This window comes from Staphylococcus muscae, assembly GCF_003019275.1.
Taxonomy (GTDB): domain Bacteria; phylum Bacillota; class Bacilli; order Staphylococcales; family Staphylococcaceae; genus Staphylococcus; species Staphylococcus muscae.
Map to the genome: position 1 here is coordinate 1,726,377 of NZ_CP027848.1, position 26,036 is coordinate 1,752,412.

29 protein-coding genes are annotated in these 26,036 nt (G+C 36.9%); 20 read left to right on the plus strand and 9 right to left on the minus strand.

What is annotated here, in order from left to right; all coding sequences use genetic code 11:
* Positions 1-13: 13 nt before the first annotated feature.
* The 5 genes from C7J88_RS08465 to C7J88_RS08485 form a co-directional block, all read right to left on the minus strand.
* Positions 14-775 (minus strand): ABC transporter permease, encoded by a 762-nt coding sequence (locus C7J88_RS08465; RefSeq protein ID WP_095115311.1) that lies wholly within the window; start codon positions 773-775, stop codon positions 14-16.
* 8 nt (positions 776-783) lie between these two features.
* Entirely contained in the window at positions 784-1,740 is a 957-nt protein-coding gene (locus C7J88_RS08470; RefSeq protein ID WP_095115313.1) for an ABC transporter substrate-binding protein, read from the minus strand.
* Positions 1,741-1,753: 13 nt separating this feature from the next.
* Positions 1,754-2,494 (minus strand): ABC transporter ATP-binding protein, encoded by a 741-nt coding sequence (locus tag C7J88_RS08475; RefSeq protein ID WP_095115315.1) that lies wholly within the window; start codon positions 2,492-2,494, stop codon positions 1,754-1,756.
* 238 nt (positions 2,495-2,732) lie between these two features.
* A complete protein-coding gene (locus tag C7J88_RS08480; RefSeq protein ID WP_095115317.1) occupies positions 2,733-3,245 on the minus strand; it encodes a DUF4242 domain-containing protein in 513 nt (170 codons plus the stop codon).
* 472 nt (positions 3,246-3,717) lie between these two features.
* Positions 3,718-4,275 (minus strand): TetR/AcrR family transcriptional regulator, encoded by a 558-nt coding sequence (locus tag C7J88_RS08485; RefSeq protein ID WP_095115319.1) that lies wholly within the window; start codon positions 4,273-4,275, stop codon positions 3,718-3,720.
* A 120-nt stretch (positions 4,276-4,395) separates the two neighbouring features.
* Here C7J88_RS08485 and C7J88_RS08490 point away from each other — a divergent pair, with 120 nt between their 5' ends.
* A complete protein-coding gene (locus C7J88_RS08490) occupies positions 4,396-5,043 on the plus strand; it encodes an HlyD family secretion protein (RefSeq protein WP_095115321.1) in 648 nt (215 codons plus the stop codon).
* A 15-nt stretch (positions 5,044-5,058) separates the two neighbouring features.
* Positions 5,059-6,762, plus strand: a complete 1,704-nt coding sequence (locus C7J88_RS08495; protein ID WP_095115323.1) for a DHA2 family efflux MFS transporter permease subunit — start codon at positions 5,059-5,061, stop codon at positions 6,760-6,762.
* 57 nt (positions 6,763-6,819) lie between these two features.
* Here the strand turns inward: C7J88_RS08495 and C7J88_RS10475 are convergent, their stop codons facing one another.
* The 3 genes from C7J88_RS10475 to pta form a co-directional block, all read right to left on the minus strand.
* A complete protein-coding gene (locus C7J88_RS10475) occupies positions 6,820-6,960 on the minus strand; it encodes a hypothetical protein (RefSeq protein WP_157728659.1) in 141 nt (46 codons plus the stop codon).
* 100 nt (positions 6,961-7,060) lie between these two features.
* The gene (locus C7J88_RS08500) at positions 7,061-7,900 is read right to left on the minus strand and encodes a lipoate--protein ligase family protein (protein WP_095115325.1); all 840 of its coding nucleotides are present in this window, start codon (positions 7,898-7,900) and stop codon (positions 7,061-7,063) included.
* Positions 7,900-8,889, minus strand: a complete 990-nt coding sequence (gene pta / locus C7J88_RS08505; RefSeq protein ID WP_095115327.1) for a phosphate acetyltransferase — start codon at positions 8,887-8,889, stop codon at positions 7,900-7,902. The genes C7J88_RS08500 and pta overlap by 1 nt, the downstream gene beginning before the upstream one ends.
* A 161-nt stretch (positions 8,890-9,050) precedes the next feature.
* Here pta and hemQ point away from each other — a divergent pair, with 161 nt between their 5' ends.
* The 18 genes from hemQ (at position 9,051) to C7J88_RS08595 (ending at position 25,245) form a co-directional block, all read left to right on the plus strand.
* Positions 9,051-9,809 carry a hydrogen peroxide-dependent heme synthase gene (hemQ, locus tag C7J88_RS08510; RefSeq protein WP_095115328.1) on the plus strand — a complete coding sequence of 253 codons (759 nt, stop codon included), beginning with the start codon at positions 9,051-9,053 and terminating at the stop codon, positions 9,807-9,809.
* A 218-nt stretch (positions 9,810-10,027) separates the two neighbouring features.
* Positions 10,028-11,374: an APC family permease gene (locus C7J88_RS08515; RefSeq protein WP_095115330.1), complete on the plus strand. Its 1,347-nt coding sequence runs from the start codon at positions 10,028-10,030 to the stop codon at positions 11,372-11,374.
* 59 nt (positions 11,375-11,433) lie between these two features.
* Positions 11,434-12,156: a threonine/serine exporter family protein gene (locus C7J88_RS08520; protein ID WP_188595410.1), complete on the plus strand. Its 723-nt coding sequence runs from the start codon at positions 11,434-11,436 to the stop codon at positions 12,154-12,156.
* 11 nt (positions 12,157-12,167) lie between these two features.
* Positions 12,168-12,641 (plus strand): threonine/serine exporter family protein, encoded by a 474-nt coding sequence (locus C7J88_RS08525; protein ID WP_095115331.1) that lies wholly within the window; start codon positions 12,168-12,170, stop codon positions 12,639-12,641.
* A gap of 195 nt (positions 12,642-12,836) precedes the next feature.
* Positions 12,837-14,381 carry an SLC13 family permease gene (locus C7J88_RS08530; protein WP_095115332.1) on the plus strand — a complete coding sequence of 515 codons (1,545 nt, stop codon included), beginning with the start codon at positions 12,837-12,839 and terminating at the stop codon, positions 14,379-14,381.
* A 123-nt stretch (positions 14,382-14,504) separates the two neighbouring features.
* Positions 14,505-14,843 (plus strand): YuzB family protein, encoded by a 339-nt coding sequence (locus tag C7J88_RS08535; protein ID WP_095115334.1) that lies wholly within the window; start codon positions 14,505-14,507, stop codon positions 14,841-14,843.
* Between the two features lie 168 nt (positions 14,844-15,011).
* Complete coding sequence (locus tag C7J88_RS08540) at positions 15,012-15,551, plus strand: flavodoxin family protein (RefSeq protein WP_095115336.1); 540 nt, start codon at positions 15,012-15,014, stop codon at positions 15,549-15,551.
* Between the two features lie 82 nt (positions 15,552-15,633).
* The gene (locus C7J88_RS08545) at positions 15,634-16,116 is read left to right on the plus strand and encodes a GNAT family N-acetyltransferase (protein WP_095115338.1); all 483 of its coding nucleotides are present in this window, start codon (positions 15,634-15,636) and stop codon (positions 16,114-16,116) included.
* Between the two features lie 24 nt (positions 16,117-16,140).
* Positions 16,141-17,439: an HD domain-containing protein gene (locus C7J88_RS08550; RefSeq protein WP_095115340.1), complete on the plus strand. Its 1,299-nt coding sequence runs from the start codon at positions 16,141-16,143 to the stop codon at positions 17,437-17,439.
* A gap of 22 nt (positions 17,440-17,461) precedes the next feature.
* Positions 17,462-17,989 (plus strand): YwhD family protein, encoded by a 528-nt coding sequence (locus tag C7J88_RS08555; RefSeq protein ID WP_169712264.1) that lies wholly within the window; start codon positions 17,462-17,464, stop codon positions 17,987-17,989.
* Between the two features lie 127 nt (positions 17,990-18,116).
* Positions 18,117-18,527 carry a YwiB family protein gene (locus C7J88_RS08560; RefSeq protein WP_095115342.1) on the plus strand — a complete coding sequence of 137 codons (411 nt, stop codon included), beginning with the start codon at positions 18,117-18,119 and terminating at the stop codon, positions 18,525-18,527.
* 1 nt (position 18,528) lies between these two features.
* Complete coding sequence (gene argS, locus C7J88_RS08565; protein ID WP_095115344.1) at positions 18,529-20,187, plus strand: arginine--tRNA ligase; 1,659 nt, start codon at positions 18,529-18,531, stop codon at positions 20,185-20,187.
* 179 nt (positions 20,188-20,366) lie between these two features.
* Complete coding sequence (locus tag C7J88_RS08570) at positions 20,367-21,215, plus strand: ABC transporter substrate-binding protein (RefSeq protein ID WP_371866982.1); 849 nt, start codon at positions 20,367-20,369, stop codon at positions 21,213-21,215.
* A 46-nt stretch (positions 21,216-21,261) separates the two neighbouring features.
* Positions 21,262-22,170: a FecCD family ABC transporter permease gene (locus C7J88_RS08575; RefSeq protein ID WP_308671461.1), complete on the plus strand. Its 909-nt coding sequence runs from the start codon at positions 21,262-21,264 to the stop codon at positions 22,168-22,170.
* A gap of 43 nt (positions 22,171-22,213) precedes the next feature.
* Positions 22,214-22,930: an HAD family hydrolase gene (locus tag C7J88_RS08580; protein WP_095115355.1), complete on the plus strand. Its 717-nt coding sequence runs from the start codon at positions 22,214-22,216 to the stop codon at positions 22,928-22,930.
* Entirely contained in the window at positions 22,917-23,717 is an 801-nt protein-coding gene (locus tag C7J88_RS08585) for an alpha/beta fold hydrolase (protein WP_095115357.1), read from the plus strand. Before C7J88_RS08580 ends, C7J88_RS08585 begins: the two co-directional genes overlap by 14 nt.
* Positions 23,718-23,811: 94 nt before the next feature.
* On the plus strand, positions 23,812-24,318 hold the full coding sequence (locus C7J88_RS08590; RefSeq protein WP_095115359.1) for an SA0570 family protein: 507 nt from the start codon (positions 23,812-23,814) through the stop codon (positions 24,316-24,318).
* A gap of 207 nt (positions 24,319-24,525) precedes the next feature.
* Positions 24,526-25,245, plus strand: a complete 720-nt coding sequence (locus C7J88_RS08595) for a hypothetical protein (protein WP_095115361.1) — start codon at positions 24,526-24,528, stop codon at positions 25,243-25,245.
* Between the two features lie 54 nt (positions 25,246-25,299).
* On the opposite strand, the gene sarA is transcribed toward C7J88_RS08595, so the two are convergent.
* Positions 25,300-25,671 carry a global transcriptional regulator SarA gene (gene sarA / locus C7J88_RS08600; protein WP_095115363.1) on the minus strand — a complete coding sequence of 124 codons (372 nt, stop codon included), beginning with the start codon at positions 25,669-25,671 and terminating at the stop codon, positions 25,300-25,302.
* Positions 25,672-26,036: the final 365 nt, after the last annotated feature.

Consider the following 26,036-nt stretch of genomic DNA (forward strand, 5'->3'; position numbering starts at 1 on the left):
CAATTCAACTCCTTTATTCACCAAAGCGTGTTAAGATTAATTTTTCAAAGTAACTAATGATGCGATCAATTAAGAACCCGAATATACCAATAAAAAATATAGCAGCCAAGACGTCTTCTAGATTTAACATGTTACGTGAATCGACAATAAGGAAACCAAGTCCCGATTGTGCCCCAATCATTTCACCAGATACTAAGAAAATCCAACTTGTACCGACAGCCATATGTATGCCGCCCATAATATGCTTGAAGGCGCCGGGAAATAGAATGTTTTTGTATAATGACCAGTTTTTCATGTTTAAATTAGACGCAATTTTTAAGTATTGTGGATCAATGTGCTTAATGCCTTTGATTGTATTAAAAACAATTGGGAAAAACGCAGCGATAAATATAATGGCAATTGCGGGTAAGCTACCAATCCCAAACCATAAAACGACAAAAGGAGCCCATGCAATAGGTGAGATAGGTCTTATTAATTGAAATAACGGCTCTATGGCATTGAATAGTGAAGAACTACGACCTAATAAAAATCCAACAGGTACGCCAATAATCACAGCTAAAACAAACCCCGCTATAAAGCGATATAAGCTGATACCTAAATGTGTGAAAATATCCCCAGTGATAATGAAATGCCCTATGCTTTTTAATACCAAAAATGGACCGGGTAAAAGAATGGGTGCATAGTGTCCAAAAATAATGACGCATTGCCATATGAAAAGAAAAATAATAAAAGTAAAAATGGGTAAGGCCCATTTTTTAATACTGTTAACTATCATTTCATCTATCACTCCTTATACAACGTAGGATCAACAAAATCACTATAAGTAGGTGCTTCGAAAAGCTGCTGCTTGTCTACTAACTTTTTAATTTTGTTATAACCTTGTTTATCAATTGCTAAGTTACCGTAAGAAGTCCACTCGGCGGATTGTGATAAAACTTTTTTATCTTGTTTAAAGTTTTTGTCCATCACTTCAATGCTTTTATCTTTATTCTCCATTTCGAAGCCAGCTTTTTTATAATCTGATATAAAATCTTGAATAACTGTCTGATGTTGATGGATGAGATCACTTCTAAGGACAAGTACGCAGCAATAGGCGTCTGGTATAATGTCACCGCCGTGCAATAAAGTATGACCACTGCCTAACTTTTCACCAAGTGCACCGAATGGTTCTGCCACAGAATACCCAGAAATGCTCCCTTCATTTAGTGCAGCAGGCATTTCAGCTGGGGGCATTTCGTGATAACTGAAAGTATCAGGACTAAGTTTCAGTTGCTTTCGCATTTCATCTAGTAATAAATAATGTGTTGAATAACGATGTGGTATCGCAAAATGATAGCTTTCATGTTCGTGAAAATCTTCTATACTTTTATCTTTTTCTGCCATAACAACGTTACCCTCATGATGACCTAAAGCGACTGCTTTAATATCTGACCCTTTCTGTTTTGATTTCATCGCTAGCTCAATCAGTGTAGAGGCACCGTCAATTTTGCCACTGTTCAAAGCATCCATCAAATCCGGCCAATTATTAAAACGTACTAATTCCAAGTTGTAATTTGATCTATGAGCGTTCTGTTGGATTTCTTTTGTCATCATCAAATTTGCTGAATGTGTGATGGGCAAGTAACCAATTTTTATCGTTTGTTTTTCATTTTTATGATGAGCACTCTTTTTTGACGTATTCAAGTTACAACCAGAAAGAATAATAAGGAATATGAAAGTAAACAAAATAAATTTTCTCAATATTTCCAACCCCTTATAGATAATATTCTGGTTCTGCTAAGTGATGATTTAATGCAAATTTCTCCATGATGTCATTTCTAACTTTTAATAGATGACTGTCATTACGATTTCGAGGATGTGATTGTGCGATATGATATTGATCAAGAATATCGCAACCATCTCCAAGCAATATAATGTCATCTGACAGATAAATGGCTTCATCTATATCATGTGTTACTAAAATGATTGTTGCGCTTGTTCTTTCTTTCAATTGTATTAATTGGTCTTGTAGTTTATAACGTGTAAAAGCATCTAATGCGCCTAATGGCTCATCCATGAGTATGACTTTCGGTTGATGAACCTGTGCCCGACAGAGTGCGACACGTTGTTTCATACCACCTGATAACGCTTCTGGAAATAATCTGCCTTTTTGATCTAAATCTACCGTTTTTAAATGTGTGTTTATTTCTTCATCACTGATAGAATGAGATAAACCAAGACGTATATTATCATTAATATTTTTCCACGGAAGCAAATTGTGGTGTTGGAAGATCATCAAACAATCTGGTGACGGTGCTTCTTTAACTTGCTCATCAATTGTAACTTTTCCAGAAGTTGCCTTTAAAAAACCACCAATAATATTTAATAATGTTGACTTACCACAGCCACTTTTACCTATTAATGTGACGATGTTGCCTTTTTTAATGTTTAATTCCAAATCTTTAATAACAAGATTGTTGTCAAATCGATGTTGGATATGTTTTATGTGAATCATTAAAACACCTCAAATCTTATCGTGTTACGTTCATTACAAGGAGGTTGAGACAAAAGCGTATAGAATTCAAGCAGAACCAAAACAGCGTACAAAATGGATTTTCAGATTTTGAAGCGCTGCGATGTTCTGTTGAGAATTCTGCTTCTTTTATACTGATAATCGGTTTCCCGAAGTACAAATTTATTATGGCCCACTTCCACACGACTTATAATTCGGACTATTCAGAAAATAAAGCGTGTTATAATTTTTCGATACCATCAATAGGTGTATCTACTGCTTTACGTGCACGTCGAACAGCATCTTCATCAGGTGCGTCATATAGACAGATACATTTTGACATGTCTTCACATACGTAAGTACGTTGAAATTGTACTTCAGGTACTTCTTCATAATGCACAGAATTTTTCTTTTTACGTGCCAAGTATTGATCCATCGTAATGCCTTCGGGAATGTTCCAAGTAACAAGAAAATCCACATGGGCGTCGCCTTTTTTTACGTCATCTAATGCTTTACCGACTAATCGAACTTCTTTTACAAGATTTATATTGATCGAAGCATTTTCTAAAAACTGTTTCGCTTCTTCGCTGCTATTTGCTTCGACAATAAAGTATCCATGCGTAAGATTAGACGTAGCTTGAACTTCTATAAGTGTTGGTAACGCCCCAGTTGTTAAGATATTTGCCTGTTCTTCCAATGCTTCTCTTGTTGAAAAAGTGCTTAAATCATTTGCTTCAAGTAAAAATAATGTCATCATTTATACCCCTAAAATTGTATTGGATAAATAATACTATAATTCCTATCTGTTTACAAGGATATAAATAAATATTAATTTTTTGTGAAAGAAATAAAAGATAATTCTTCGTTTCTAAAACATTATAGTGAAAGAAGATAGTGCATCACCTTGTCATTGTGTAGCGCATCATTCAACATAGCGTTACTGCAAGTCTTTTACTATGGAAGTTAAAAAAAGCCCGTTTCTTACGATAGTCGCTACGCTATCGTAAGAAATAGGCTTTTTAATTGGAGAACTTTTTTGAAAATGAAAGCACAAATTGATATGGATCCCTACCCATATATTTGCTTAATAATAATGTACCATGTTTTTATGTGTTTTAGGACATAAAAATTAATAAAATATTAATTATCTGTGAATTAATTCTTAACTCTAAATAAATATTGAATGTTATTTAAACTTCAGTAGATGAGAAAAATCTTATAATATACTAGCGTTTTGTCTTCATAAGATTAGCATTAAGAATACTTGCCATTTCATCAGGTGTCTCCTGACAATCATTTGATAACCATTTATAGATGATAGCTAATTCACCGCCGATTGTATAATGAATGAAATAATCTGAACGATGCATCTCAGGTAAAGATTTTAGTATGGCAGTATAAGTGTGTTGGGTAAACTTCATATAATCTCTAATCAATACAGGTTGTGTGTTTGTCACAATAATTGTTTGGAAAAAAGATTTATAGCGCAGAATATATTTAAACAACAATCGGAACCCTTTTAAAATGTAAGATTTAGTCGTTTCTAAATCACTATGTTCAATCGTGTATGTTGTTGACGCCATCAGTCGCTCATAACGCTTCATATGAAATTGTTTAATCACTTCAAATAGTTGGTACTTATCTTCAAAATGTGCATAGAATGTTGAACGATGTACACCGCTTTCTGCACAAATTTCTTTAATAGTAATTGCTTCAAAAGGATGATGCTCAAGAAGCCTAATCAGTGCTTTACAAATTTGATAATACGTTTTTGTTTTTTTCATAAAATCACCAGAGGGTTATATTTTAAATCCGACACATTTGTTGAAATTGTCTGTGGTATGTGCAGAATGATGGTTTTATAATACAGGATATTGAATTTGAAGGAAAGGAAATTTATCATAATGAAGAAGTTAGTCATGATTAATATCATTACCATTGTATTGCTCGTCATCATTGGAATTGGAGGATTTTATTTTTATAATCAGTCAACCAATTATGTCAAAACAGAAAATGCGCAAGTAGATGGTGAACAAATTAAAATAGCAGCACCTGCCTCAGGTCAAATTTCAGAGTTGAAAGTAGCTGAAGGAGACAAATTAAAAGAAGGGGATACTTTTGCGAAAGTACAAGTAAAATCTGAAACTGGCGATGTTCAAACAATGGATATCCCGATGCCCGTAGAAGGAACTATTGTGAAAATGTCTGCACAAAAGGGTAGTATAGCACAAGCGGGGCAGCCTTTAGCTTATGCGTATAACTTGGATAAACGTTATGTAACAGCGAATATTGATGAAACAGAAGTGAAGGATGTAGAAACAGGTCAAGTAGTTGATATTGCGATTGATGGCCAAGATTCTAAAGTGAAGGGGAAAGTTGTTCATGTTGGTCAAGCGACAGCATCGAGTTTTTCTTTAATGCCTTCATCAAATAGTGACGGGAATTATACAAAAGTGACACAAGTGATTCCTGTAAAAATTGAGTTTGATAGCCAACAATCAAATGGTGTTCTACCAGGTATGAACGCAGAAGTAAGTATTCATAAGAACTAAATAGGAGGTCATCCAATGTTTGTGATGATATATAGCATTGTTTCACTTATCGTGATTGTATTGATGAACCTCATGTTGCTGCACCGTCGTAAGAAAAAACAGATGAACTTAAACGAAGATGTCGACCAAACACAGTTGATAGATGAACGTCATGAAGAGATAGATGTAAACGCATCTATCACTGATCAAGTGAAGGGAACCGTCACGCAATATCGATTTAAAGAAGGGATTACACGTAATAAAGTGTTGGCTGCGATGTTATTTGGTATGTTTATTGCCATATTGAATCAGACATTGTTGAATACCGCACTTCCTAAAATTAATACAGATTTCAATATTACTGCTGCGACAGGGCAGTGGTTAATGACAGGATTTATGTTAGTAAATGGGATATTAATTCCAATCAGTGCATTCTTATTTGAGAAATATTCATATCGACGTTTATTTTTATTCTCTATGTTGATATTCTCTGTCGGCTCACTAGTTTGTGGGATTGCTTGGAACTTTCCAATCATGATGTCAGGTCGTATATTGCAGGCAGCAGGTGCAGGTATCTTGATGCCGCTTGGAACGAATGTCTTTATGACGATTTTCCCACCAGAAAAACGTGGGATGGCAATGGGAACATTAGGAATCGCCATGATACTAGCACCAGCAATTGGGCCAACACTTTCTGGTTATATCGTTGATCATTATGATTGGCATACCATGTTTATCGGTATGTTTGTGATAGGCTTGATAGCGTTAGTTTTCGCATATTTTTGGTTTGGTATGTATCAACGTACCTCACAACCGAAAGCGGATGTACCAGGGGTAATATTTAGTACAATTGGTTTTGGTGCATTATTGTATGGCTTTAGTGAAGCGGGTAACGATGGTTGGGGATCTACAAAAATTATTGCCATGTTAGTGATTGGAGTGATTTTTACAACCGCATTTGTTATTCGTGAAATGACGATGAAAACACCGATGTTAAGCTTTGAGGTACTTAAATATCCAGGCTATACACTGACTGCAGCTATCAATATGATTGTCACAATGAGTTTATTTGGTGGGATGATTTTACTCCCGCTATACTTACAAAATTTACGTGGATTCTCGGCGATTGATTCAGGATTGTTACTCTTACCTGGTGCACTGATTATGGGCTTTATGGGGCCAATTGCCGGTAAACTGTTAGATACAATTGGTATTAAACCTCTGGCAATTATTGGTTTAACAATTACGACTTATGGTACATGGGAATTAACACAATTGACGATGGATACACCTTATTCATCAATTTTATGGATTTATATTGTACGTTCTTTCGGTATGAGTTTTATCATGATGCCTATTATGACAGCAGGTATGAATGCGTTACCTGCGCGACTCATCTCACATGGGAATGCATTAATCAATACAATGCGCCAATTAGCTGGTTCTATTGGTACGGCTATTTTAGTGACTGTTATGACACAACAAACAGATACACATCTTGCAACATTTCAGCAAGATTTAGATGCAACACAGCCATTTATTCAAGATCAGTTACAGTCATTGGCACAGCAACTTGGTGGAGAACAGCAAGCAACAGCAGCTATTTTGAAGTTTGTAAATGAACTTGCAGCAGTTGATGGTGTGAACAGTGCTTTCTGGGTTGCGACAGCCTTGAGTGGACTCGCACTTATCATGAGCTTTTTCTTGCATGATAAATCATATTATATGTCGAAAGAATAATTGAAATCACAGTTTCTTCGTAAAGGTGGAGAGACTGTGATTTTTGGTTTATCATGATTATTTATCTTTCACAAATGACTTAATGAATAAGCCGATGCCGAGTCCGAGGCAGGCACCCACTAAAAGTTGATCAAATAAGCTGCCTAAACCAATTCCGATGAAAAGGCCAGCTGGCACAAGATAATTGCTATTATTCATGTTCTTTTCCCCCTTTATTATTTATATTATATCCAACCATCTTTTGTGCGTATATAAAAACCCCAATCAACAAAATTTTATTGATTGAGGTTTGTTTATATTAGTCTTCAATTTGGTGATTAATCTTTGCATTACGTGCGAGCATACGATCATAGTAGTGCTCATAACGTGACCATTCATCTGTTGTTATAGGGTCTGTGTTCAAAGTACCACCTAAGTCTTTGATGGCATAGAGCAATTTGAACATGACGTCTTGTACAGTGATATCACGCTTAAGTAATGTCTCTAATGATGCCATGCACTCTGGATGAATATCAGGATAGCTGAACTTCGTGACTTCTCCTTTAAGTGCATGTTCATAGAAGTCGTGCATGAGTTGTGCACGTTCAGTGCCAGAACCTTCTACACAAAGATAGATTTGAACGGCCACACCCCCGCGTACACGGCGTTGAGAGATACCTGCAAATTTTTTGCCATCAATACTTAAATCGAACTTACCCGGACAATAGGAATGTACAATTTCATAAGTGTCAATGTCAATCTTGTCATCTTCAAACATTTTGCAGATCAACAAGTACATCACTGTGAATGCTTCGTCAATCGTAATCTCGGTTTTACCTTTAAAGATCAGTGAGATGTTCAGCACACCTTGATCGAGTACAACACCTAGACCACCAGAATTACGTACAATCGCATTGTAACCTTGTTTATCTGTTAAGTATGAAATGCCATCTTTTAAATAAGGCAATCGTGAATCATGTATGCCTAAGATGACGACGTGCTGATGAATCCAAGTTCTCACAACATTTGGAGACAAGTCCTTTCCGACACTTTCAGAGAATGTATCGTCAAATGCAAAAGATTGCATCGGTTCAAGGCCTGTCGTATGGTCAATGTAACGCCAAGTCACATCATTGAAATATTTAGAAGCGAGATCCATTATTGTAATGATTGTGCTGCTGTAATGATAGATAAGTTATAAACGTCTTCTGAAGAGCAGCCACGTGATAAGTCGTTCACTGGTGAGTTAAGACCTTGTAATACAGGCCCAACTGCGTCAAAACCACCTAAACGTTGAGCGATTTTGTATCCGATGTTACCAGCTTCTAAGCTAGGGAAGATGAATACATTCGCATCACCTTGGATTTTTGCACCTGGCGCTTTTTTCTTCGCAACTTCTGGAACGATTGCTGCGTCGAATTGGAATTCACCATCAACAACAACATCTGTTAAGTTTTCGCTGTCGATTTTTTCTTGTGCAAGTTCAACAGCTTGAACGACTTTTTCAGTGTCATCTGATTTTGCTGAACCTTTTGTTGAGAAGCTTAACATCGCAACTTTTGGTTCCATACCGAAGCTTTGTGCTGTTTTCGCACTTTCAATGGCAATTTCAGCTAAGTCTGATGCACCAAGTTCTGGGTTGATAGCACAGTCACCGAAAAGATATTGTTTGTCTTCTTTAATCATGAAGAACACACCTGATGTTTTTGATACACCTGGTTTTGTTTTGATGATTTGTAATGCAGGACGTACAGTGTCTGCAGTTGAGTGAGCAGCACCACTTACAAGACCTTCAGCTTTACCTGCATAAACAAGCATTGTACCGAAGTAGTTTACGTTGTTAAGTAACTCTTGGGCTTGTTCCTCAGTTGCTTTACCTTTACGACGTTCTACGAATTTTTCTACTAATTCTGCTTTAAGGTCGCTTGTATCAGGTTGGATTACTTCAATACCTTCAATGTTTAAACCTTCATCTGCAGCTAATTTTTTAATATTGTCTTCGTTACCTAATACGATAGGTGCGACATAATCAGATGCTTGTAATTCAACGGCTGCTGATAATACACGTGCATCTTCTCCTTCTGGTAATACAATACGAACGTTTTTGCCTGACAATTTGTCTTTTAATACATTTAATAAGCTAGACATAATATGTCCTCCTTTGACATGTTATAGCATAATTTTCCGTTTATTATTATACGCTATTTTTCTTGAGATTTCCAAGACACCAATTGGATGCCGTTTTTTTCGTTTTTATATAAGGAATATGGTACTATTTATTTGTAAATTAATAATAAGGAGTGTTCTGAATGAGTCATGCAGCAGAAACTTTAGATGGATGGTATAGCTTGCATTTATTTTATGCAGTTGATTGGGCATCATGGCGTTTAGTACCGCAAGCAGAACGTGAACAAATGCTTGCAGAATTTGAAGGATTGTTAACAGAACTGAAAGGTGCAAAAGAAGCTGGCGAAGGAGATCATGTGGCATATAACGTTGCAGGTCAAAAGGCAGATATTTTACTTTGGTTCTTACGCCCTGAAATGAAAGACTTAACATCAATTGAGACGGCAATCAACAAGTTACCAATTGCGGATCACTTCATCCCAACATATTCATATGTGTCAGTTGTAGAATTGAGTAATTACCTTGCAGGTCAATCGAACGAAGATCCGTATGAAAATCCACATGTACGCGCTCGTTTGTATCCACAATTACCAGAAACAGATTATATTTGTTTCTATCCAATGAACAAGCGTCGTAATGAAACATACAACTGGTATATGTTGTCAATGGAAGAACGTAAAAAGTTAATGTACGATCACGGAATGATTGGTCGTAAATATGCAGGTAAGATTAAACAATTTATTACAGGTTCTGTTGGGTTTGATGATTTTGAGTGGGGCGTCACACTCTTCTCAGATGACGTATTACAATTCAAAAAAATCGTCTATGAAATGCGCTTCGATGAAACAACAGCACGTTACGGTGAGTTTGGTAGTTTCTTCATTGGTAACAAGCTTGATAGCGAGACACTTCATACGATGATGGCACTTCCTGAAAAATAAATAATAAGATAGACATAAAACTGGTTTACATCCATTCAATGTGTGAGCCAGTTTTTTTGTTGGGAATTTCCAGTTGTTTTGCTTGATATCGATGTTTTATCAAATTTAAAATGTGAATATTTTAAGTGTAAAAATTTTTATAAAAATAAGATTTCTGTACATACCCGTGTTATAGTATAGGGAACAATATAAAAAGAATTGTATGGGGAGGCGTGGCAATGAGTTCGGATAAGCAAACTTTGAAGCCAACAATCGGCTTGTTTACAGCTGTTACGATTATTGTCGGTACAATTATAGGATCAGGGGTATTCGTAAAACCAAGCTCTGTGTTGGCATACGCTGGAACGAGTAATTTAGCGCTTTGGGCATGGTTGCTTGGGGGTATACTTACGTTAGCATCTGGCTTAACGATTGCCGAAGTCGGTGCACAGATCACACGAACAGGTGGTTTGTATGCTTATATCAAAGATATTTACGGTTCATTCTGGGGTTTTTTAACAGGGTACACACTAACCGTCCTTTATGGACCAGCGATTATTGTATCGCTTATTCTCTTTTTAGGCATTTTGATTACGAAATTCTTTACAATTAGTAGTTTTTGGATAATTCCAATCGGGGCAGGTATTTTCCTATTCTTACTCCTATTGAATATCATTGGAACGTATTATGCGAATGCGATGCAAAATATATCAACAGTCGCGAAACTGATTCCAATTTTTGCGATTGTTGTTTTTGGTTTAGTATATGGTCAAGAAGGTGTGTTTGGTAGTGATGTAACACAATTGATCATGAATAATGATGGAACGGTTAACTTTGGACGTGCGGTTTTGGCGACATTATTTGCATATGACGGTTGGATTATGTTGACGACGATGTCGGGCGAGATGAAAAATCCGCAAAAACACTTGCCATTAGCGATGTTAATCGGAATCTTAATTGTCACACTTGTTTATGTGATGATTAATGTGGCGATTTTTAAAACATTACCAGCATCAGAAGTCTATTTATTTGGAAATAGTGTGAGCGCAGAAGCGGCTGTTATTTTGTTTGGTAGTATCGGGGCTAAAATTGTGAATATTGGGTTGATTGTATCAATTATCGGTACGTTGAACGGCAAGTTGATTACTTTCCCACGTATTCCATTTGCGATGGCACAAGACAATTTATTACCGTATTCACAACATGTTCAGTATGTGAGTAAGCGCTTCGGTTCGCCGATTGGTGCACATATTGTGATGAGTGTGTTGACGATTATTATTTTGACTTTGAGCATTTGTTTCCCGACGGTTTTTGATGCGGATTATTTATCAGAGATTACGATTTTTATTATATACTTTTTCTATATGGCGTCATTTGTTGGTTTGTTCATTTTAAGACGTAAAAACAAAGGGCAGAAGCGTGCATTTTCGGTACCGCTTTATCCGGTGTTACCAATTCTAGCGATGTCAGGTGGCTTATTCATTATTATTAATACATTTATATCAGACCCATTAGGGTCGGGCATCGCCATCGGAGGATTGTTGCTTGGTGTGCCACTCTATCTCTTCACTGTAAAGAGAACATAAAGATTGTTTAAAAGAAGGTGACAACGTTGATTCAATCTAAACCGTCAGATCAAGACGTGATGAATATTGTGATGCTGGCTGGGCGTATTTTATTAGAATGTGGGGCAGAAGCAAATCGTGTAGAAGATACGATGCATCGTATTGCGATAGCATACGGTTATGAAGAAACACAAGGCTATGCGCTCAATATCTTTATTAATTTCTCGTTATCACCTGATCATGATACACGTATGGTTAAGATAAAAAAGAATGATACAAACTTGCATAAAGTTTTTTTGGTCAATCATATATCACGCCAAATTGCACAACAAAAAGTATCTTATGAAGAGGCATATCAAACTTTGAAGAGAATTGATAAGACGTCTCATCGTTATGCGCTATGGCACAAGATGTTGTTTGCTGGATTGATTTCTATGGGGTTTTTGTATTTGCAAGGGGGCGGCTGGCAAGATTTACTACCTGCCGTACTTGCGGGTGCGCTAGGATATTTTGTTACGGAATATATGAAAGGAAAGCAACTGACCTTGTTTATTCCGGACTTTTTAGGTGCCTTCGTTATTGGAGCGGTTGCTATTCCACTTAATCACTGGATTGGCAGTCCGAATTTGGCAGCCACCATTACAGCAGGTGTGATGCCAATAGTGCCAGGGGTACTTATTACAACGGCAATTCAAGATTTATTCGAGCGACATATGTTGATGTTTACGGCTAAGTTTTTAGAAGCAATCGTGACATCATTTGCGATTGGTGCAGGCATTACCACTGCATTTATACTGTTATAGGAGGTTGAATGATGACGATATCACTTATTTTTATATGTAGTTTTTTAACCTCATTTTGCTTTGCGTTTATTTATGACGCACCACGTCGTTTGTTTTTGCCAGCAGGTTTGTGTGGTGGCTTTGGTTATTTAACGTACCACCTTGTACATATGTCATTCGGCATCGACAGTATTTATGCGAGCTTGTGTGGTAGTTTTATACTTGGGATTATGAGTCATATGATGGCACGACGTTATAAGTCGCCTGTGATTCTCTTTATGGTTCCAGGTATTATTCCCCTTGTGCCGGGAAGTATTTTCTTTAAAGCAGCGCAAAAATTACTGACGTTAGAATTTAATGAAGCAAATGATATTTTTATACGTGCCACATTGATTGCGGGTGCGATTGCGGTCGGCTTACTTATGTCTGATCAATTTGCCAAGTCATTTATTAGAAAACCCATTCCAATTATTCGGCCTAAGCGCCAACATAAAGTGCGTTCATAAGTGTGAATTAGAACGCTGTATAAAGACTGATGGTTGTCTCATATTCAGTATGAGAGACACATCAGTTTTTTTATTTTAGACAAAATGACAAGGTGTAAAAAAGCGCTATCATAAGACGTATTTATTGTGATATACTGTTTTAAAATGTGATACATCATTAAAGGGAATGAAACAAAGTCAGCAAGGGGGAGCATTATGTCGAATCCAAAAGAATCTCGATTATTAACTTTTTTTACGGACAAGAAGAAGAATCCGTCGTACACATTGGCGCAACTGATTGGGTTAGTGTTAGGACCACTCATGTTTGCGCTTATCTTATTATTTGTACGTCCAGATGATCTCAGCTTTAAAGGGTTATACGTTTTAGCAATTACTGTCTGGATTGCCATTTGGTGGATTACAGAGGCGATACCAATACCGGCAACGAGTTTGTTACCATTGATTTTGATGCCACTTGGACATGTGATGGACAGTGCAACAGTATCTGCACAGTATGGAAATGACATTATTTATTTATTCTTAGGTGGTTTTATTTTAGCGATCGCAATGGAGCGTTGGGATTTACATACACGTATTGCACTAACGATTATTAATTCAATAGGAACGAGTACAGGTCGAATTCTACTCGGGTTCATGGTTGCGACGAGTGGTTTATCAATGTTCGTATCTAATACGGCAGCCGTAATGATTATGATTCCGATTGGCTTGGCAATTATTAAGGAAGCACATGCGTTGAAAGAGAGCCATGAGGATGATTCGAGTATTGCGAAGTTTGAACGTTCACTTGTATTAGGCATCGGATATGCAGGTACGATTGGTGGATTAGGAACATTGATTGGGACACCACCGCTCATTATTTTAAAAGGACAATATGCGGCCAACTTTGGCGAAGAATTAAGTTTTGCGAAATGGATGATTATCGGTGTACCAACTGTCATTATTTTGATCTTCTTAGCATGGTTGTATTTCCAATTTATTGCATTCCGACATGATATGAAAGAACTGCCAGGTGGGCAAAAAGTCATCAAAGATAAACTGGATGGATTGGGTAAGGTGAAGTATGAAGAGAAGGTTGTATTCTGTATTTTTATCTTAGCGTCAACACTTTGGATTTCACGGGAATTTTTGTTGTCTAAATGGCATTTCACAGAGATGGTTGCAGATGGAACAATCGCAATTTTCGTCTCAATTTTATTATTCTTAATCCCGGCTAAAGATCAGCATAAACGTATTTTAGATTGGTCTGTTGCGAAGGAGTTACCATGGGGCGTACTCTTACTCTTTGGTGGGGGGTTGGCATTGGCGAAAGGGATACAAGAGAGTGGTCTAGCAACGTGGTTAGGCTTACAAATGACATCGCTCAAAGGTGTCAGTCCAATATTGATTGTCATTGTGATTACAGTCTTTATCTTATTCTTAACAGAGATTACGTCAAATACAGCAACAGCTACAATGATTTTACCTATTTTAGCAACACTTTCAGTAGCAATTAACGTTCACCCATTACTATTGATGGCACCTGCAGCGATGGCTGCTAACTGTGCATACATGTTACCAGTTGGTACGCCGCCGAATGCGATTGTTTTCGGAACAGGTAAAATAGAGATCAAGGAAATGGCAGTGAAAGGCTTTATCATGAACTTGATCAGTATTATAGTCATTATTGTGATTGTATACTTCGTGTTACCGCCTGTGTTAGGTATTGATGTGACACAAAGTATCCCACTGCATAAGTCTTAGAATGATTTGAGCTGTCCCTTTCTTAGTTGTGAACATTACACGATAAACTAGACAATCAACTTGAAATTATTTCAAAGACGTGTAAAATGAGTAGCGGTATTATGCTAAGAGAGGTGGAGCTAGGTGAAAAACAAATTCATGGTTTGCGATGATTGTCAGGCAGTAAATCTTAAAAGTGTCACGAATAAACTAAAAAAACTTGATCCTGATGCTGAAATAGAGATTGGTTGCCAATCGTATTGCGGACCAGGAAGACGTAAAACTTTCGCATTCGTTAATAACCGTCCACTCGCTGCACTCACAGAAGACGAATTAATGGAAAAGGTTGAGAAGCAACTTCAAAAACCACGTGATCCGGAAGAAGAGGAACGTTTGAGAAAGCGAAACGAAGAAAGAAAACGTCGCAAAGAAGAACAAGACCGCAAGTTGAAAGAAAAGTTAGCGAAACGCAAACAACAATAACGACTTGATATAGATACACAGACCCGCATTCTACATTGGATGCGGGTTTTTTGATTTAAAATTGCTGTATATTGCAATGAATCACAACTTCTATGAATAATGTCCGTCATAAATGGGAATAATAGCAATACAATAATAAAAAGAGAGAAATAAAAGGGATGTTTAAAAATGATTACAGTATTATTTGGTGGTGGTCGTGAAAAAGGGAATACGGCCAAGTTAACTGAACAAGTGCTTGAAGGACAAGAGTATAGATGGATTCATTTAGAAGACGTTGTTGAAACATCAAACGATGATGTCGTGCCAACGGATGCCCAAGTATGTCAAGAGTATCAACAATTGACAGAACAAATATTAGCGAGCGAAGATGTTTTATTAGTGTCCCCTGTGAATTGGTATACGATTAGTACAACGATGCAGCACTTTATTGAACAGTGGTCTGAAGTGCTAGAGACCACTAACGATAAAGCGACGAAATCACGTTTGTCGGATATTAACTTCCGATTGATATTAATCGGTGACGACAGTCCACGTGTTAAAGCATTACCTTGTGTACAACAAGTTGATTATAGCTTGCAATTTTTAGGGGCGCATTTGCATGATTATTTAATCGGTTATGCGAAATTACCAGGTGAAATTGACAAAGACACTTATGCGATGAACAAGGCGATTCGATGGAATGAACAATATGCAGCTGAACATGCGTAATGACAAGGGTGAAATAAGCCTCACATGAAGCGGAAATGTGGTATAATCAAAGGTATTCTAAAGCATATAAGGAGCGATGAATATGGCGTATGAAGTGAGAAGAGCGACACCTGAAGATGTCATTGGTATTCGCGATGTAGCAACAAAGGCATGGTATAACACGTATTTGAATATATATGCTGCGCGTACCGTTAATGAACTACTCGCTGCTTCATATAATGAGGCACATTTACTTAAACGATTAGATGAACAATTATTTTTAGTGGCAATAGAAGATGAGACCGTTGTTGGGTTTGCAAACTTTATTCAAGGAAGCGAACTCTATCTTTCCGCTCACTATGTGCGTCCACATTCTCAAAATAAAGGCTATGGCCGTTTATTGTTAGACAAAGGATTAGCATATTATGAAGGACAATATGATGTGATTTATTTAGAAGTTGATACGCATAATGAAAAAGCTGTCGCGTTTTATGAGGGTGAAGGCTTTGAAGTGATACGTACATATGAACATGTTATGTATGGCGAGACAATGTCACTCGCATTGATGAAGAAGCAGTTGGCTTAGGTTCTCATAAAGGAGGAATGTCGATTGATAGAAGAAGTGTACGTCAATCGTAAGTTGCCAGAAGAAAAAGTGTTCAAAGACCCAATCCATCGGTATATCCATGTCCAGGATCAGTTGATCTGGGATTTAATTAAAACAAAAGAGTTTCAACGTTTAAGACGTATTAAACAACTAGGGACATTAAATCTTGCGTTCCATACTGCGGAGCATAGTCGGTTTGGACATTCACTTGGTGTATATGAAATCGTGAGACGCATGATTGATGAGACGTTCAGAGGGAGAGCGGAGTGGCAAGATAGCGATCGCCCCCTTGCTTTGTGCGCAGCGTTATTACATGATTTAGGGCATGGTCCATTTTCTCATAGCTTTGAGAAGATTTTTGGCACAGATCATGAAGCATATACGCAAGCAATTATAACAGGAGATACAGAAGTGAATACAGTGCTACGTCGTGTGTCAGATACTTTTCCACAAGAAGTAGCAGAAGTGATTAATAAGACGCATGACAATAAGTTAGTTATTTCGATGATTTCATCACAAATTGATGCAGATCGTATGGATTATTTGCAGCGTGATGCGTATTTTACAGGCGTATCTTACGGGATGTTTGATATGGAGCGTATTTTACGATTGATGCGACCGTCAGCTGATGAAGTATTGATTAAAGAAAGCGGTATGCATGCGGTGGAAAGTTTTATTATGAGCCGTTATCAAATGTATTGGCAAGTATATTTCCATCCAGTGAGTCGCGGTGGCGAAGTGTTGCTGAACAATTGTTTTAAGAGAGCGAAGTACTTGTACGAGCATGGATATCAATTCCAAACAGCACCACGAGATTTTGTGCCATTTTTTGAACAAAATGTTACGCTGGAAGCATACATTAAGTTAGACGAGACGGATGTCATATTTTACTTAAAAGAGTGGATGAATGAGGCGGATCCAATTTTGAGTGACTTGTCACGCCGCTTTATTCAACGAGACTTGTTTAAGTTTTTACCGTTCGACGGAAGCTATATTACGAAGACGGAACTAATTGAACTTTTTGAAAGGGCAGGGATTGACCCAACCTATTACTTTGTGAGTGATTCTATCTCTGACTTACCGTATGATTATGACAGACCAGGTTCCAATCGCAAATCAATCCATCTGTTGAAACCGAATGGAGACATTCGAGAAATCAGTAGTCAATCACGTATTATTTCAAGTATCACAGGTATTAAACGCCAAGATTATAAACTTTATTACCCGAAAGAGCGGGTGTTGAATATTCAAGATTTTGAGTTGAGAGACGCAATTGTCAACTTGCTCGATGAGTTGAAATAATTTGTTAAATCATTATGCAACGATGAATGGAGGTATCTTCGTGACACAGAAAAAAGGTTTTAACTTTAATATTATTAAAAATGATCCACTAGATGGGCATAAAGGGACGAATATCGGTGCCATTAGTTTAGACAATATCGCACCTGTTTTTATTGATATTGATGCACAAGAGGCGTTTATCGATATTGGCGCAATGCATGCACGTGCAGATGTTGAAAAAGGGGTCAAATGGATTACTGATAAGGAAACGGTTGATGTTGATGGTGCGAAACCATATTGGCTCTGCTGGGTGACAACTGAAAGAGGGGCACAAGGTCCTTATTATGCAGGTTTAACAGCAGCTTATTTATTGGTGAACAAACAAATTCGCCGTGGATTTAAAAGCATGCCAGAGCACGTGAATATGATGGATAGGTCGATGAAACACAAAGTGATGATTGATCAAATTGGTGCAGAGAATAAACGAATCCTGGCAAAGTTCTTGAAGACGCATAATGAAGAGATGTGGCATAATTCAAGCGATGAGTTACGTCAAGCATTAGAAGGATAGAATAAGTGAAATGAGTGTGTTGAATGCAAGCTGGGAAGTTATCCAGCTTTGCAGATTCACGCTTTTTTTATAACAATTGTATGGTATAATGTCTTGTATTATTTTGCAAAGTTAGGTGGATATCACTGTGGAACAACAGGTAGCGATACAAATACATCAAGTTGTTAAGCAAGGCGATACAAAAACACAATATACGCACAAGACACAAGGGGTGCGTATTCAAAAAAATGCCGAGTTCATTCGTTATGAAGAGACGATTGAAAACACACACGTAAATGTGACGGTAAAGATTACGAATGACGGTGTCAAAATTATTCGTAAAGGCGATGTTCATATGACATTGCATTTGTTAGAGGGACAACAGACGATAGCGTATTATCATATTCCAGAAGGTAAGATGGTGTTTAAGGTACAAACGTTGCGCGTGTTACACTTTTTATCAGAAACTGGCGGTAAATTGAAATTACATTACAAGCTATATCAAGGTGAAGAGCCAATCGGCACCTATCAATACGAATTGACATATGAGGAGTGTTAGGATGAATATCATCGATCAAGTGAAACAAACATTAATTGAAGAAATTGAAAAAAGCATCAAGAAAGCAGAACTTGCTGAAACAGTTCCAGCTATTAAAGTTGAAATCCCTAAAGATACACAAAACGGTGATTATTCAACAAATATTGCTATGGTTTTAACAAAAATTGCAAAGCGTAACCCACGTGAGATTGCACAACTGATTGTTGAAAACTTAGATACTGAAGCGGCACACGTCCAAAAAATAGATATTGCTGGTCCAGGATTTATTAATTTTTATTTAGATTCAAGTTACTTACATGTCGTTATTGATGATGTATTAAATAAGGATACACAATATGGCCGTGTTGAAACACCGAAGAATGAAAAAGTATTAATTGAATATGTATCAGCAAACCCAACAGGTGACTTACATATCGGTCATGCACGTAATGCGGCAGTAGGTGACACGTTGAGTAATATTTTGGATGCAGCAGGTTATGATGTGACACGAGAATATTACATCAACGACGCCGGTAACCAAATTACGAATCTAGCGAAGTCTATTGAAGCGCGCTATTGGCAAAGTTTAGGCAAAGAGATGGAGATGCCAGAAGATGGTTATCATGGTAAAGATATTGTAGGTATTGGGGAAGACTTAGCGAAAACACGTCCTGAACTTCAAGAGATGTCAGATAGTGAACGTATTGAAGTATTCCGTAAACTCGGTGTGGATTATGAGATGCGCAAGTTACGTCAAGATTTAGCAGACTTCAATATCCATTTTGACAATTGGTTTAGTGAGACAAGCCTGTATGACAAAGGGGACATTCAAGCCGTTTTAGAAAAAATGAATGAACTTGGCTACACGTATGAAAAAGACGGTGCAACATGGTTACGCACAACAGACTTTAAAGATGACAAAGACCGTGTATTGATTAAACAAGATGGTACTTACACATACTTCTTACCAGATATCGCTTATCATTACGATAAAATTCAACGAGGCAATGACAAGTTAATCAACTTGTTTGGTGCAGATCACCACGGTTATATCAACCGTTTGAAAGCATCTCTGGAAACATTTGGTGTAGACAGTGAGCGTTTAGAAATCCAAATCATGCAATTGGTACGTTTAATGCAAGATGGTGTAGAAGTGAAAATGAGTAAACGTACAGGTAATGCCATCACATTGCGTGAAATCATGGATGAAGTCGGTATTGATGCGGCACGCTATTTCTTAACAATGCGTAGTCCGGATACACACTTTGACTTTGATATGGAACTCGCAAAAACACAATCTCAAGACAATCCTGTTTACTATGCGCAATATGCACATGCGCGTATTTGTTCTATTTTACGTCAAGCAGCTGAACAAGGTTATGAAGTAAAAGCTGGTAGTGATTATAGTGCGATTACACATGAAAAAGCGATTGAATTATTGAAGAAAGTTGCGGAATTTGTGACAGTTATTGAAGGTGCAGCAGAAGCAAGAGCGCCACACCGTATTACGAACTATATTCAAGATTTAGCGGCACATTTCCATAAGTTTTATAATGCTGAGAAAGTGCTAACAGATGATGCTGTAAAAACACAAGCACATTTAGCCTTAGTTGATGCGGTGCGCATTACATTACGCAATGCATTAAATCTTGTAGGTGTTTCAGCGCCTGAAAGTATGTAGTGAACGGATTAAAAGATGACATAGATAACAGTGGGGGAACAAAAGCAGTAACCGATGCCCCATACACATCATAGTATTTACAAACATCACCTAGCTGTACGTGAACATATAATTGAAAGTGTTGATTGACTTTAATAATAGAGGTGTGAAAGTTGAAAATTAAGCATATTATTGTATTAATGATGTTGATGCTTCTCATAGCTGGGTGTAGCTTCAATGCAAACCAGCCAAATGAAGGGGGCAAATCATCAGGAAAAGTACCAAAGCGTATTGTTTCATTAATGCCAAGTAATACAGAGATTCTCTATGAACTTGGTTTAGGTGACAAAGTGGTAGGTGTGTCAACAGTTGACGACTATCCAGAGGATGTTAAAAATAAAGAACAATTCGATGCCATGAACTTGAATAAGGAAGCTTTGATTAAAGCGCAACCAGATCTTATTGTGGCACACGAAACACAGAAAGCTTCACAAGGCAAAGTGTTAGAAGGTCTGGAGAAGAGCGGTATCAAAGTTGTGTATATTAAAGATGCCAAGTCATTGAATGAAATGTATCAAACATTTGAACAAGTAGGTGAAGCAACAGGAACTGAAAAAGAAGCTCAAACACTTGTGAAAGAAACTAAGAAAAATATTGAAAAAGTAATTGATGGTATTCCGAATAAAAAGTCAGCACCAAAAGTTTTTGTGGAAATTGCATCGGAACCAGAAATTTATACAACAGGAAACCATACGTTCATGGATGATATGCTGCATCAGTTGAAAGCAGAAAATGTATTTGATGATCAAGAAGGATGGCCGAAAGTTGATAAAGAACAAATCATTAAAAAGAACCCAGATGTCATGTTGGCAACATCGGGTGTAACAACAGCGGACTATCAACAAGCAGTATCTCAACGTGGTGGCTTTGAAGAAGTCTCAGCAGTTAAAAAAGACCGTATTAAAGCATTGAATGATGACTTATTATCTCGTCCCGGTCCACGGTTAGATGATGGTATGAAAAAATTGAGAGATGCTATTTATGAGTAATTGTAAATGGAAAGGCTTCATAACCTTGAGTTTATGGAGTCTTTTTTTGATAGGTATTGTAGCTTATGCATTATTTAGTCAGTTAGATTGGCAGAGTTCACTTACACCAACATTGATATGGCAAGTAAGATTGCCGAGAGTGTTATTGGCGTTGTTAGCAGGCATGGGGTTGACGTTAGCAGGTCAAATGTATCAATTGATTTTGAACAATCCACTCGCAGATAGCTTCACACTCGGATTAGCAAATGGTGCTACTTTGGGAGCTGCCATTGCTATTTTTTCAGGATTAACATTCATATGGGTTGCTCCTTTTGCAATTGTTTTTGGTATATTGACGCTTGTTGTAGTGATGATTGTTGCGCAACTATTGTCATCAGGTTACCCAACAAAATCGTTAATATTATCTGGAATCATGCTTGGTTCATTGCTTAATGCAGCACTCTATTTACTCGTGCAATTGAATCCAACACGCCTACAAAATATTCTCGGTTATTTATTCGGTGGATTTTCATCTGCAGAATATCGGGAAGTTGGCTATGTGTTTGTCACATTGATTGTTGTGGTGACATACTTATTTCTACTCGCACCACAGATAAAACTACTACAATTAAATACATTTTCTAGTGCATCACTGGGGCTCAATGTCCAACGACTCTCGTTGATGGTGTTAATGTGTGCAACTGTACTTGCAACGGTCATCATTGGATATGTAGGGGTTATCGGTTTTATCGGCATGGTGGTACCACAGTTTATCCAACGAACGATACGTGCAGGATTACCCTATAAAATGGTGATGAATCTTGTTATTGGTGGGAGTGTCATGGTATTAGCAGATGTAGTAGGAGCACAACTTTTAGCACCTATCCAGCTACCTGCTAGTATTATTTTAGCGTTATTAGGAATTCCATTAATGTTTTATTTGATGATAGTTGAAGGACGACGAACGATTGATTAGTATATAAGCATAGGATTTTAACAGAAAGTAATGAGGTTACTAGATGGATACATCGCAAATTAAAGCAATTATATTTGATTTAGAGGGTACATTGTTAGATCGTGAAAAATCACGAGAGAAGTTTATAGAAGAACAATACGAAAGGTTTCATGATTACTTTGTACGCGTACAATTTGCAGACTTTCGTAAAAAGTTTATAGAGTTAGATGATGACGAAGATCATGACAAGCCCAATTTATATAAAGAGATTTTGAAGCAATTCAATGTGGATCGACTTAGTTGGAAAGATTTATTCCGTGATTTTGAGATGCATTTCTACCGCTATGTTTTCCCTTTTTACGATACGCATTATACGCTAAAAAAATTGCGTAAGGCAGGATATAAAATTGGTGTAATCGCAAATGGTAAGTCAAAAATCAAGCAATATCGTATTTATGCACTGGGGATTGAAGATTATATTAATCACCTGTCAACATCGGAAAATGTCGGCTTTCGAAAGCCACATCCTCGTATATATGAAGATATTATGGAGAAACTTGAAGTGGAGCCACAAGAAGTACTTTATGTTGGCGATGATGCTTTGAACGATGTAGCCCCTGCACATGCGCTAGAGATGACGAGTGTTTGGTATCGTCATGAACATCAAGATGTAGAGCTGGCACCGCTAGAATCAGAGATGGATTATGAGATTACATCATTGGAACAATTATTAGACATATTAGATATACCTAGGGAGGTAGAGAGTCATGAAATTATTTAGAACGACTGATGGGACAGCGATTAATTATCGCTCAATGGGAGATGGTTACCCAATCGTAATGATTCACTCTATATATATGAATCATACCGTATTTGAAGAAATTGCACAGCGTTTATCAAGGTATTTCCAAGTCATCCTAATGGATATGCGTGGCCATGGTTATTCGGATAAACCACTAAAAATTAGCTTCACGCAATTTAGTCAAGATATTAAAGAATTAATGGATTATTTATATATAGAAAGTGCAACAGTTATTGCAAATGAATTAGGAAGCTCAATTGCTTTAGATTTGGCTGCACGTCATCCTGAAATGGTGAAAGAATTAATTCTTGTTAACCCAACTGTTCAAGATGACTTATTGCCACATGATCGCTTATTTAGAAAGTATGCTGCAAAAATCCGTACGTGGGATAAACGTGATCAAGACAAGTTCTTAGAGAATCATTTATATTATTCTAATCGAAAAGTGCGTAAATTTTTAAAAAATGTGAACGACTCTGCTTCATTATTAACAGACCATGAAGTGGCTGCAGTAGACAATGCATTTCTCAACACGCATGTAGAGTTGCTATTTCCAAATATTCACACACGTACACTCGTTATATCTGGACAAGCGAATGAAAGGGTAACCCCGTTAGAAGCGAAAGATGTTTCAGATCAGTTGTCTCATGCGACGTTTTCATTGTTCAAACGTTCAGGAGTGTATCCATTTGTTGAAGAACGAGATCATTTTCTTAAAACGGTAAAATCATTTATGCATAAAACGACTGAAAGTATGGAATTGTAATGTCTTTGTAACATTACTGTTATTATTTTAATGTATGCGTTATACTGGGCATAGCAAGTTATTTTCAACAGCACTAAAAAGGAGTGTATGTTTCATGGGAAAACACTTGTATGCCTGGTTTTTAACATGTTTAATGGTGTTGAGTTTCACGACAGCACCTACTTATGCCGCAGAAGGGAACACCATCGAATCGGTGCAGTCTCTACAAAAAGGAGACAAAGTTTTAGAAGGTGTCAAAATAGGACAGAATATGAAGGATGTTTTTCATAAAAAAGGTAAAGGTATTCATACGAGTGCTGCATTTGGTCAAGAACAATATTATGAGTATCATACGGATCAAGGTTTATTGCGTATCACTGCAAACCACAACAAAGCTTCAGCTAAAGTGATTCGTATATCCATGACTTATGACAAGCTTCAAGGACCTACCTATCAAGAAGTACAGAAGTATGTGAGTGACACAGCAACGCAACGTGCACACTATAATAAAGTAACAGGCAATACGGGATATATTTCAGACGATAAATATTCCTATCAATTTACAACAGAACATCCAAAAGATAAAACTTTAAAATTATATCGTATAGACATAGAAGCTTAATTGCTGTAATGATGCATAAGAAAGAGAATTCATATGTATCTGCTATATGGCTTTGCACATTGATTGGTTTTTCTAAAACCCGAATGAACAGTTCTCAACTTGGAATTCTGTACAATTTGAAAAGCAATTGGAGTGTTATGATTTGTTGAGTGTGCGGAGTATGCGCTTGCCTTTTTGTGGGAGAGCAATGTAAGATGGAGGCTTTTGATGAGAGAGAATGATCGTGAATTATTGAAACGTGTAGAAGCATATTTATCAGATCAAGGTGTTTCACCGAATGCGATTAGTGACATCAAGGAAAGTTTACGGAGAGACATTCAAAAATCCGAGCAAAAAAATATCGACTATACAACTTATAGACAAAAATCCACAGCTGAAATTCTTTTGACGATACAAAAGAACTTATTTATTATGCACTTTAATCCGGTCGTATTTTTTGTAATTAATTTTATTATGATTGCTTATTTATACAGTAAACAACTCGTGCCTTTTGGCGCTGTTACAGGTTTGTTTATCTTATATGTATTCGTTATTTTGCCCATCTCTATACTGGTTTATTATAGAGTGCGGAATAAAAATTATCTTTATCACAACCAATCGGAACGTTATTTAGGTGTGTTGCTTGCAGTTGGTGCATTTGTATTGATGCTTATGCACACGTTTGATGTTACGTTAGGAATTCATGTTGTGACACACTATGCTCACATGGCTGTTGCAATAGCAGGACTTATCATTACAATGTATGGATTGTATCGTCAACATTATGAGCATACGGGTATTGGATTACTATTGCTTCAGAAAACTATTGATATTATTGTTCCAGACGCACAGATTGCACAATATTTGTCTATCACATTATGGATTATGTTACTCGTGATGATTATTATTTATACGATTGATTTATCATCAAACAAAGAGCGCCGCTGAACAGAAGAAGAACGTCATATATTGAAAAATTATTTTTCAATATATGACGTTCTTTTAATGTGGTTTAATGTTTGATTCTTTAATCTTTGTATTCACTTGATCTAGAAGTGTATCAATCTTTTGACGTTGGTTATCATCAACTAAGATTAGGACAGTACGTTCGTCTTGTTCGTTACGTCGTTTATTAAAGTAACCATCTTGAGAAAGGTTCTTTACTGCCTTCACCACTTGTGGTTGCTTATAGTTGAGATTGTTAATAATGTCTTTTAAAAAGTATTCAGGTTCAACAGTATGACTTAAATGCGTAAGAACTGCAAATTCTTCAAAAGTCATATGAAATTCTTTTTTAATCATCGTTTTCAATTTATCAGCATAAGTTACCATAGATAAAAGTTCAAAACAATTTTTAATTTTTGATACAGTCATTGCAATAGCCTCCTAAATAATACATCGATAAAAACTGCTTCACTTATACAATCGAGTGCGTGCATAACATGTAGTGTGTTGTAGGTAATATCTGTCTCCCTTGACTTAGGTGGCTAAAGATTCAAAGTCTTCGTCCCTTACATTACTTCAACAATTTAACGTGCGAATGTAACAGTGCACAAAGAGATACATCTACTACATATTATAGCAAATTCATTTTGCTCATATTCATCATGTAAGTTAAACCTACAAGATGATAGATGATGTCCGGTAAAAATATCTGTTATTTTGAGTATTGTAAATGAATGTAAAAATAATGTGCTTAGTAATGAAAGAGGTGTTGCTCTGAAAGAAGTTAGATGAAA

What these genes read in the sequence shown, in the direction of transcription:
- C7J88_RS08530 (WP_095115332.1), top strand. Translation starts at nt 12,837, where the DNA reads ATGTCGAATCCAAAAGAATCTCGATTATTAACTTTTTTTACGGACAAG.
- C7J88_RS08490 (WP_095115321.1), top strand. Translation starts at nt 4,396, where the DNA reads ATGAAGAAGTTAGTCATGATTAATATCATTACCATTGTATTGCTCGTC.
- C7J88_RS08495 (WP_095115323.1), top strand. Translation starts at nt 5,059, where the DNA reads ATGTTTGTGATGATATATAGCATTGTTTCACTTATCGTGATTGTATTG.
- hemQ (WP_095115328.1), top strand. Translation starts at nt 9,051, where the DNA reads ATGAGTCATGCAGCAGAAACTTTAGATGGATGGTATAGCTTGCATTTA.
- C7J88_RS08500 (WP_095115325.1), bottom strand. Translation starts at nt 7,900, where the DNA reads ATGGATCTCGCTTCTAAATATTTCAATGATGTGACTTGGCGTTACATT.
- C7J88_RS08545 (WP_095115338.1), top strand. Translation starts at nt 15,634, where the DNA reads ATGGCGTATGAAGTGAGAAGAGCGACACCTGAAGATGTCATTGGTATT.
- sarA (WP_095115363.1), bottom strand. Translation starts at nt 25,671, where the DNA reads ATGACTGTATCAAAAATTAAAAATTGTTTTGAACTTTTATCTATGGTA.
- pta (WP_095115327.1), bottom strand. Translation starts at nt 8,889, where the DNA reads ATGTCTAGCTTATTAAATGTATTAAAAGACAAATTGTCAGGCAAAAAC.
- C7J88_RS08595 (WP_095115361.1), top strand. Translation starts at nt 24,526, where the DNA reads ATGAGAGAGAATGATCGTGAATTATTGAAACGTGTAGAAGCATATTTA.
- C7J88_RS08520 (WP_188595410.1), top strand. Translation starts at nt 11,434, where the DNA reads ATGAATATTGTGATGCTGGCTGGGCGTATTTTATTAGAATGTGGGGCA.
- argS (WP_095115344.1), top strand. Translation starts at nt 18,529, where the DNA reads ATGAATATCATCGATCAAGTGAAACAAACATTAATTGAAGAAATTGAA.
- C7J88_RS08540 (WP_095115336.1), top strand. Translation starts at nt 15,012, where the DNA reads ATGATTACAGTATTATTTGGTGGTGGTCGTGAAAAAGGGAATACGGCC.
- C7J88_RS08475 (WP_095115315.1), bottom strand. Translation starts at nt 2,494, where the DNA reads ATGATTCACATAAAACATATCCAACATCGATTTGACAACAATCTTGTT.
- C7J88_RS08465 (WP_095115311.1), bottom strand. Translation starts at nt 775, where the DNA reads ATGATAGTTAACAGTATTAAAAAATGGGCCTTACCCATTTTTACTTTT.
- C7J88_RS08580 (WP_095115355.1), top strand. Translation starts at nt 22,214, where the DNA reads ATGGATACATCGCAAATTAAAGCAATTATATTTGATTTAGAGGGTACA.
- C7J88_RS08555 (WP_169712264.1), top strand. Translation starts at nt 17,462, where the DNA reads ATGAATGGAGGTATCTTCGTGACACAGAAAAAAGGTTTTAACTTTAAT.
- C7J88_RS08585 (WP_095115357.1), top strand. Translation starts at nt 22,917, where the DNA reads ATGAAATTATTTAGAACGACTGATGGGACAGCGATTAATTATCGCTCA.
- C7J88_RS08590 (WP_095115359.1), top strand. Translation starts at nt 23,812, where the DNA reads ATGGGAAAACACTTGTATGCCTGGTTTTTAACATGTTTAATGGTGTTG.
- C7J88_RS08525 (WP_095115331.1), top strand. Translation starts at nt 12,168, where the DNA reads ATGACGATATCACTTATTTTTATATGTAGTTTTTTAACCTCATTTTGC.
- C7J88_RS08485 (WP_095115319.1), bottom strand. Translation starts at nt 4,275, where the DNA reads ATGAAAAAAACAAAAACGTATTATCAAATTTGTAAAGCACTGATTAGG.
- C7J88_RS08515 (WP_095115330.1), top strand. Translation starts at nt 10,028, where the DNA reads ATGAGTTCGGATAAGCAAACTTTGAAGCCAACAATCGGCTTGTTTACA.
- C7J88_RS08480 (WP_095115317.1), bottom strand. Translation starts at nt 3,245, where the DNA reads ATGACATTATTTTTACTTGAAGCAAATGATTTAAGCACTTTTTCAACA.
- C7J88_RS08570 (WP_371866982.1), top strand. Translation starts at nt 20,367, where the DNA reads ATGATGTTGATGCTTCTCATAGCTGGGTGTAGCTTCAATGCAAACCAG.
- C7J88_RS10475 (WP_157728659.1), bottom strand. Translation starts at nt 6,960, where the DNA reads ATGAATAATAGCAATTATCTTGTGCCAGCTGGCCTTTTCATCGGAATT.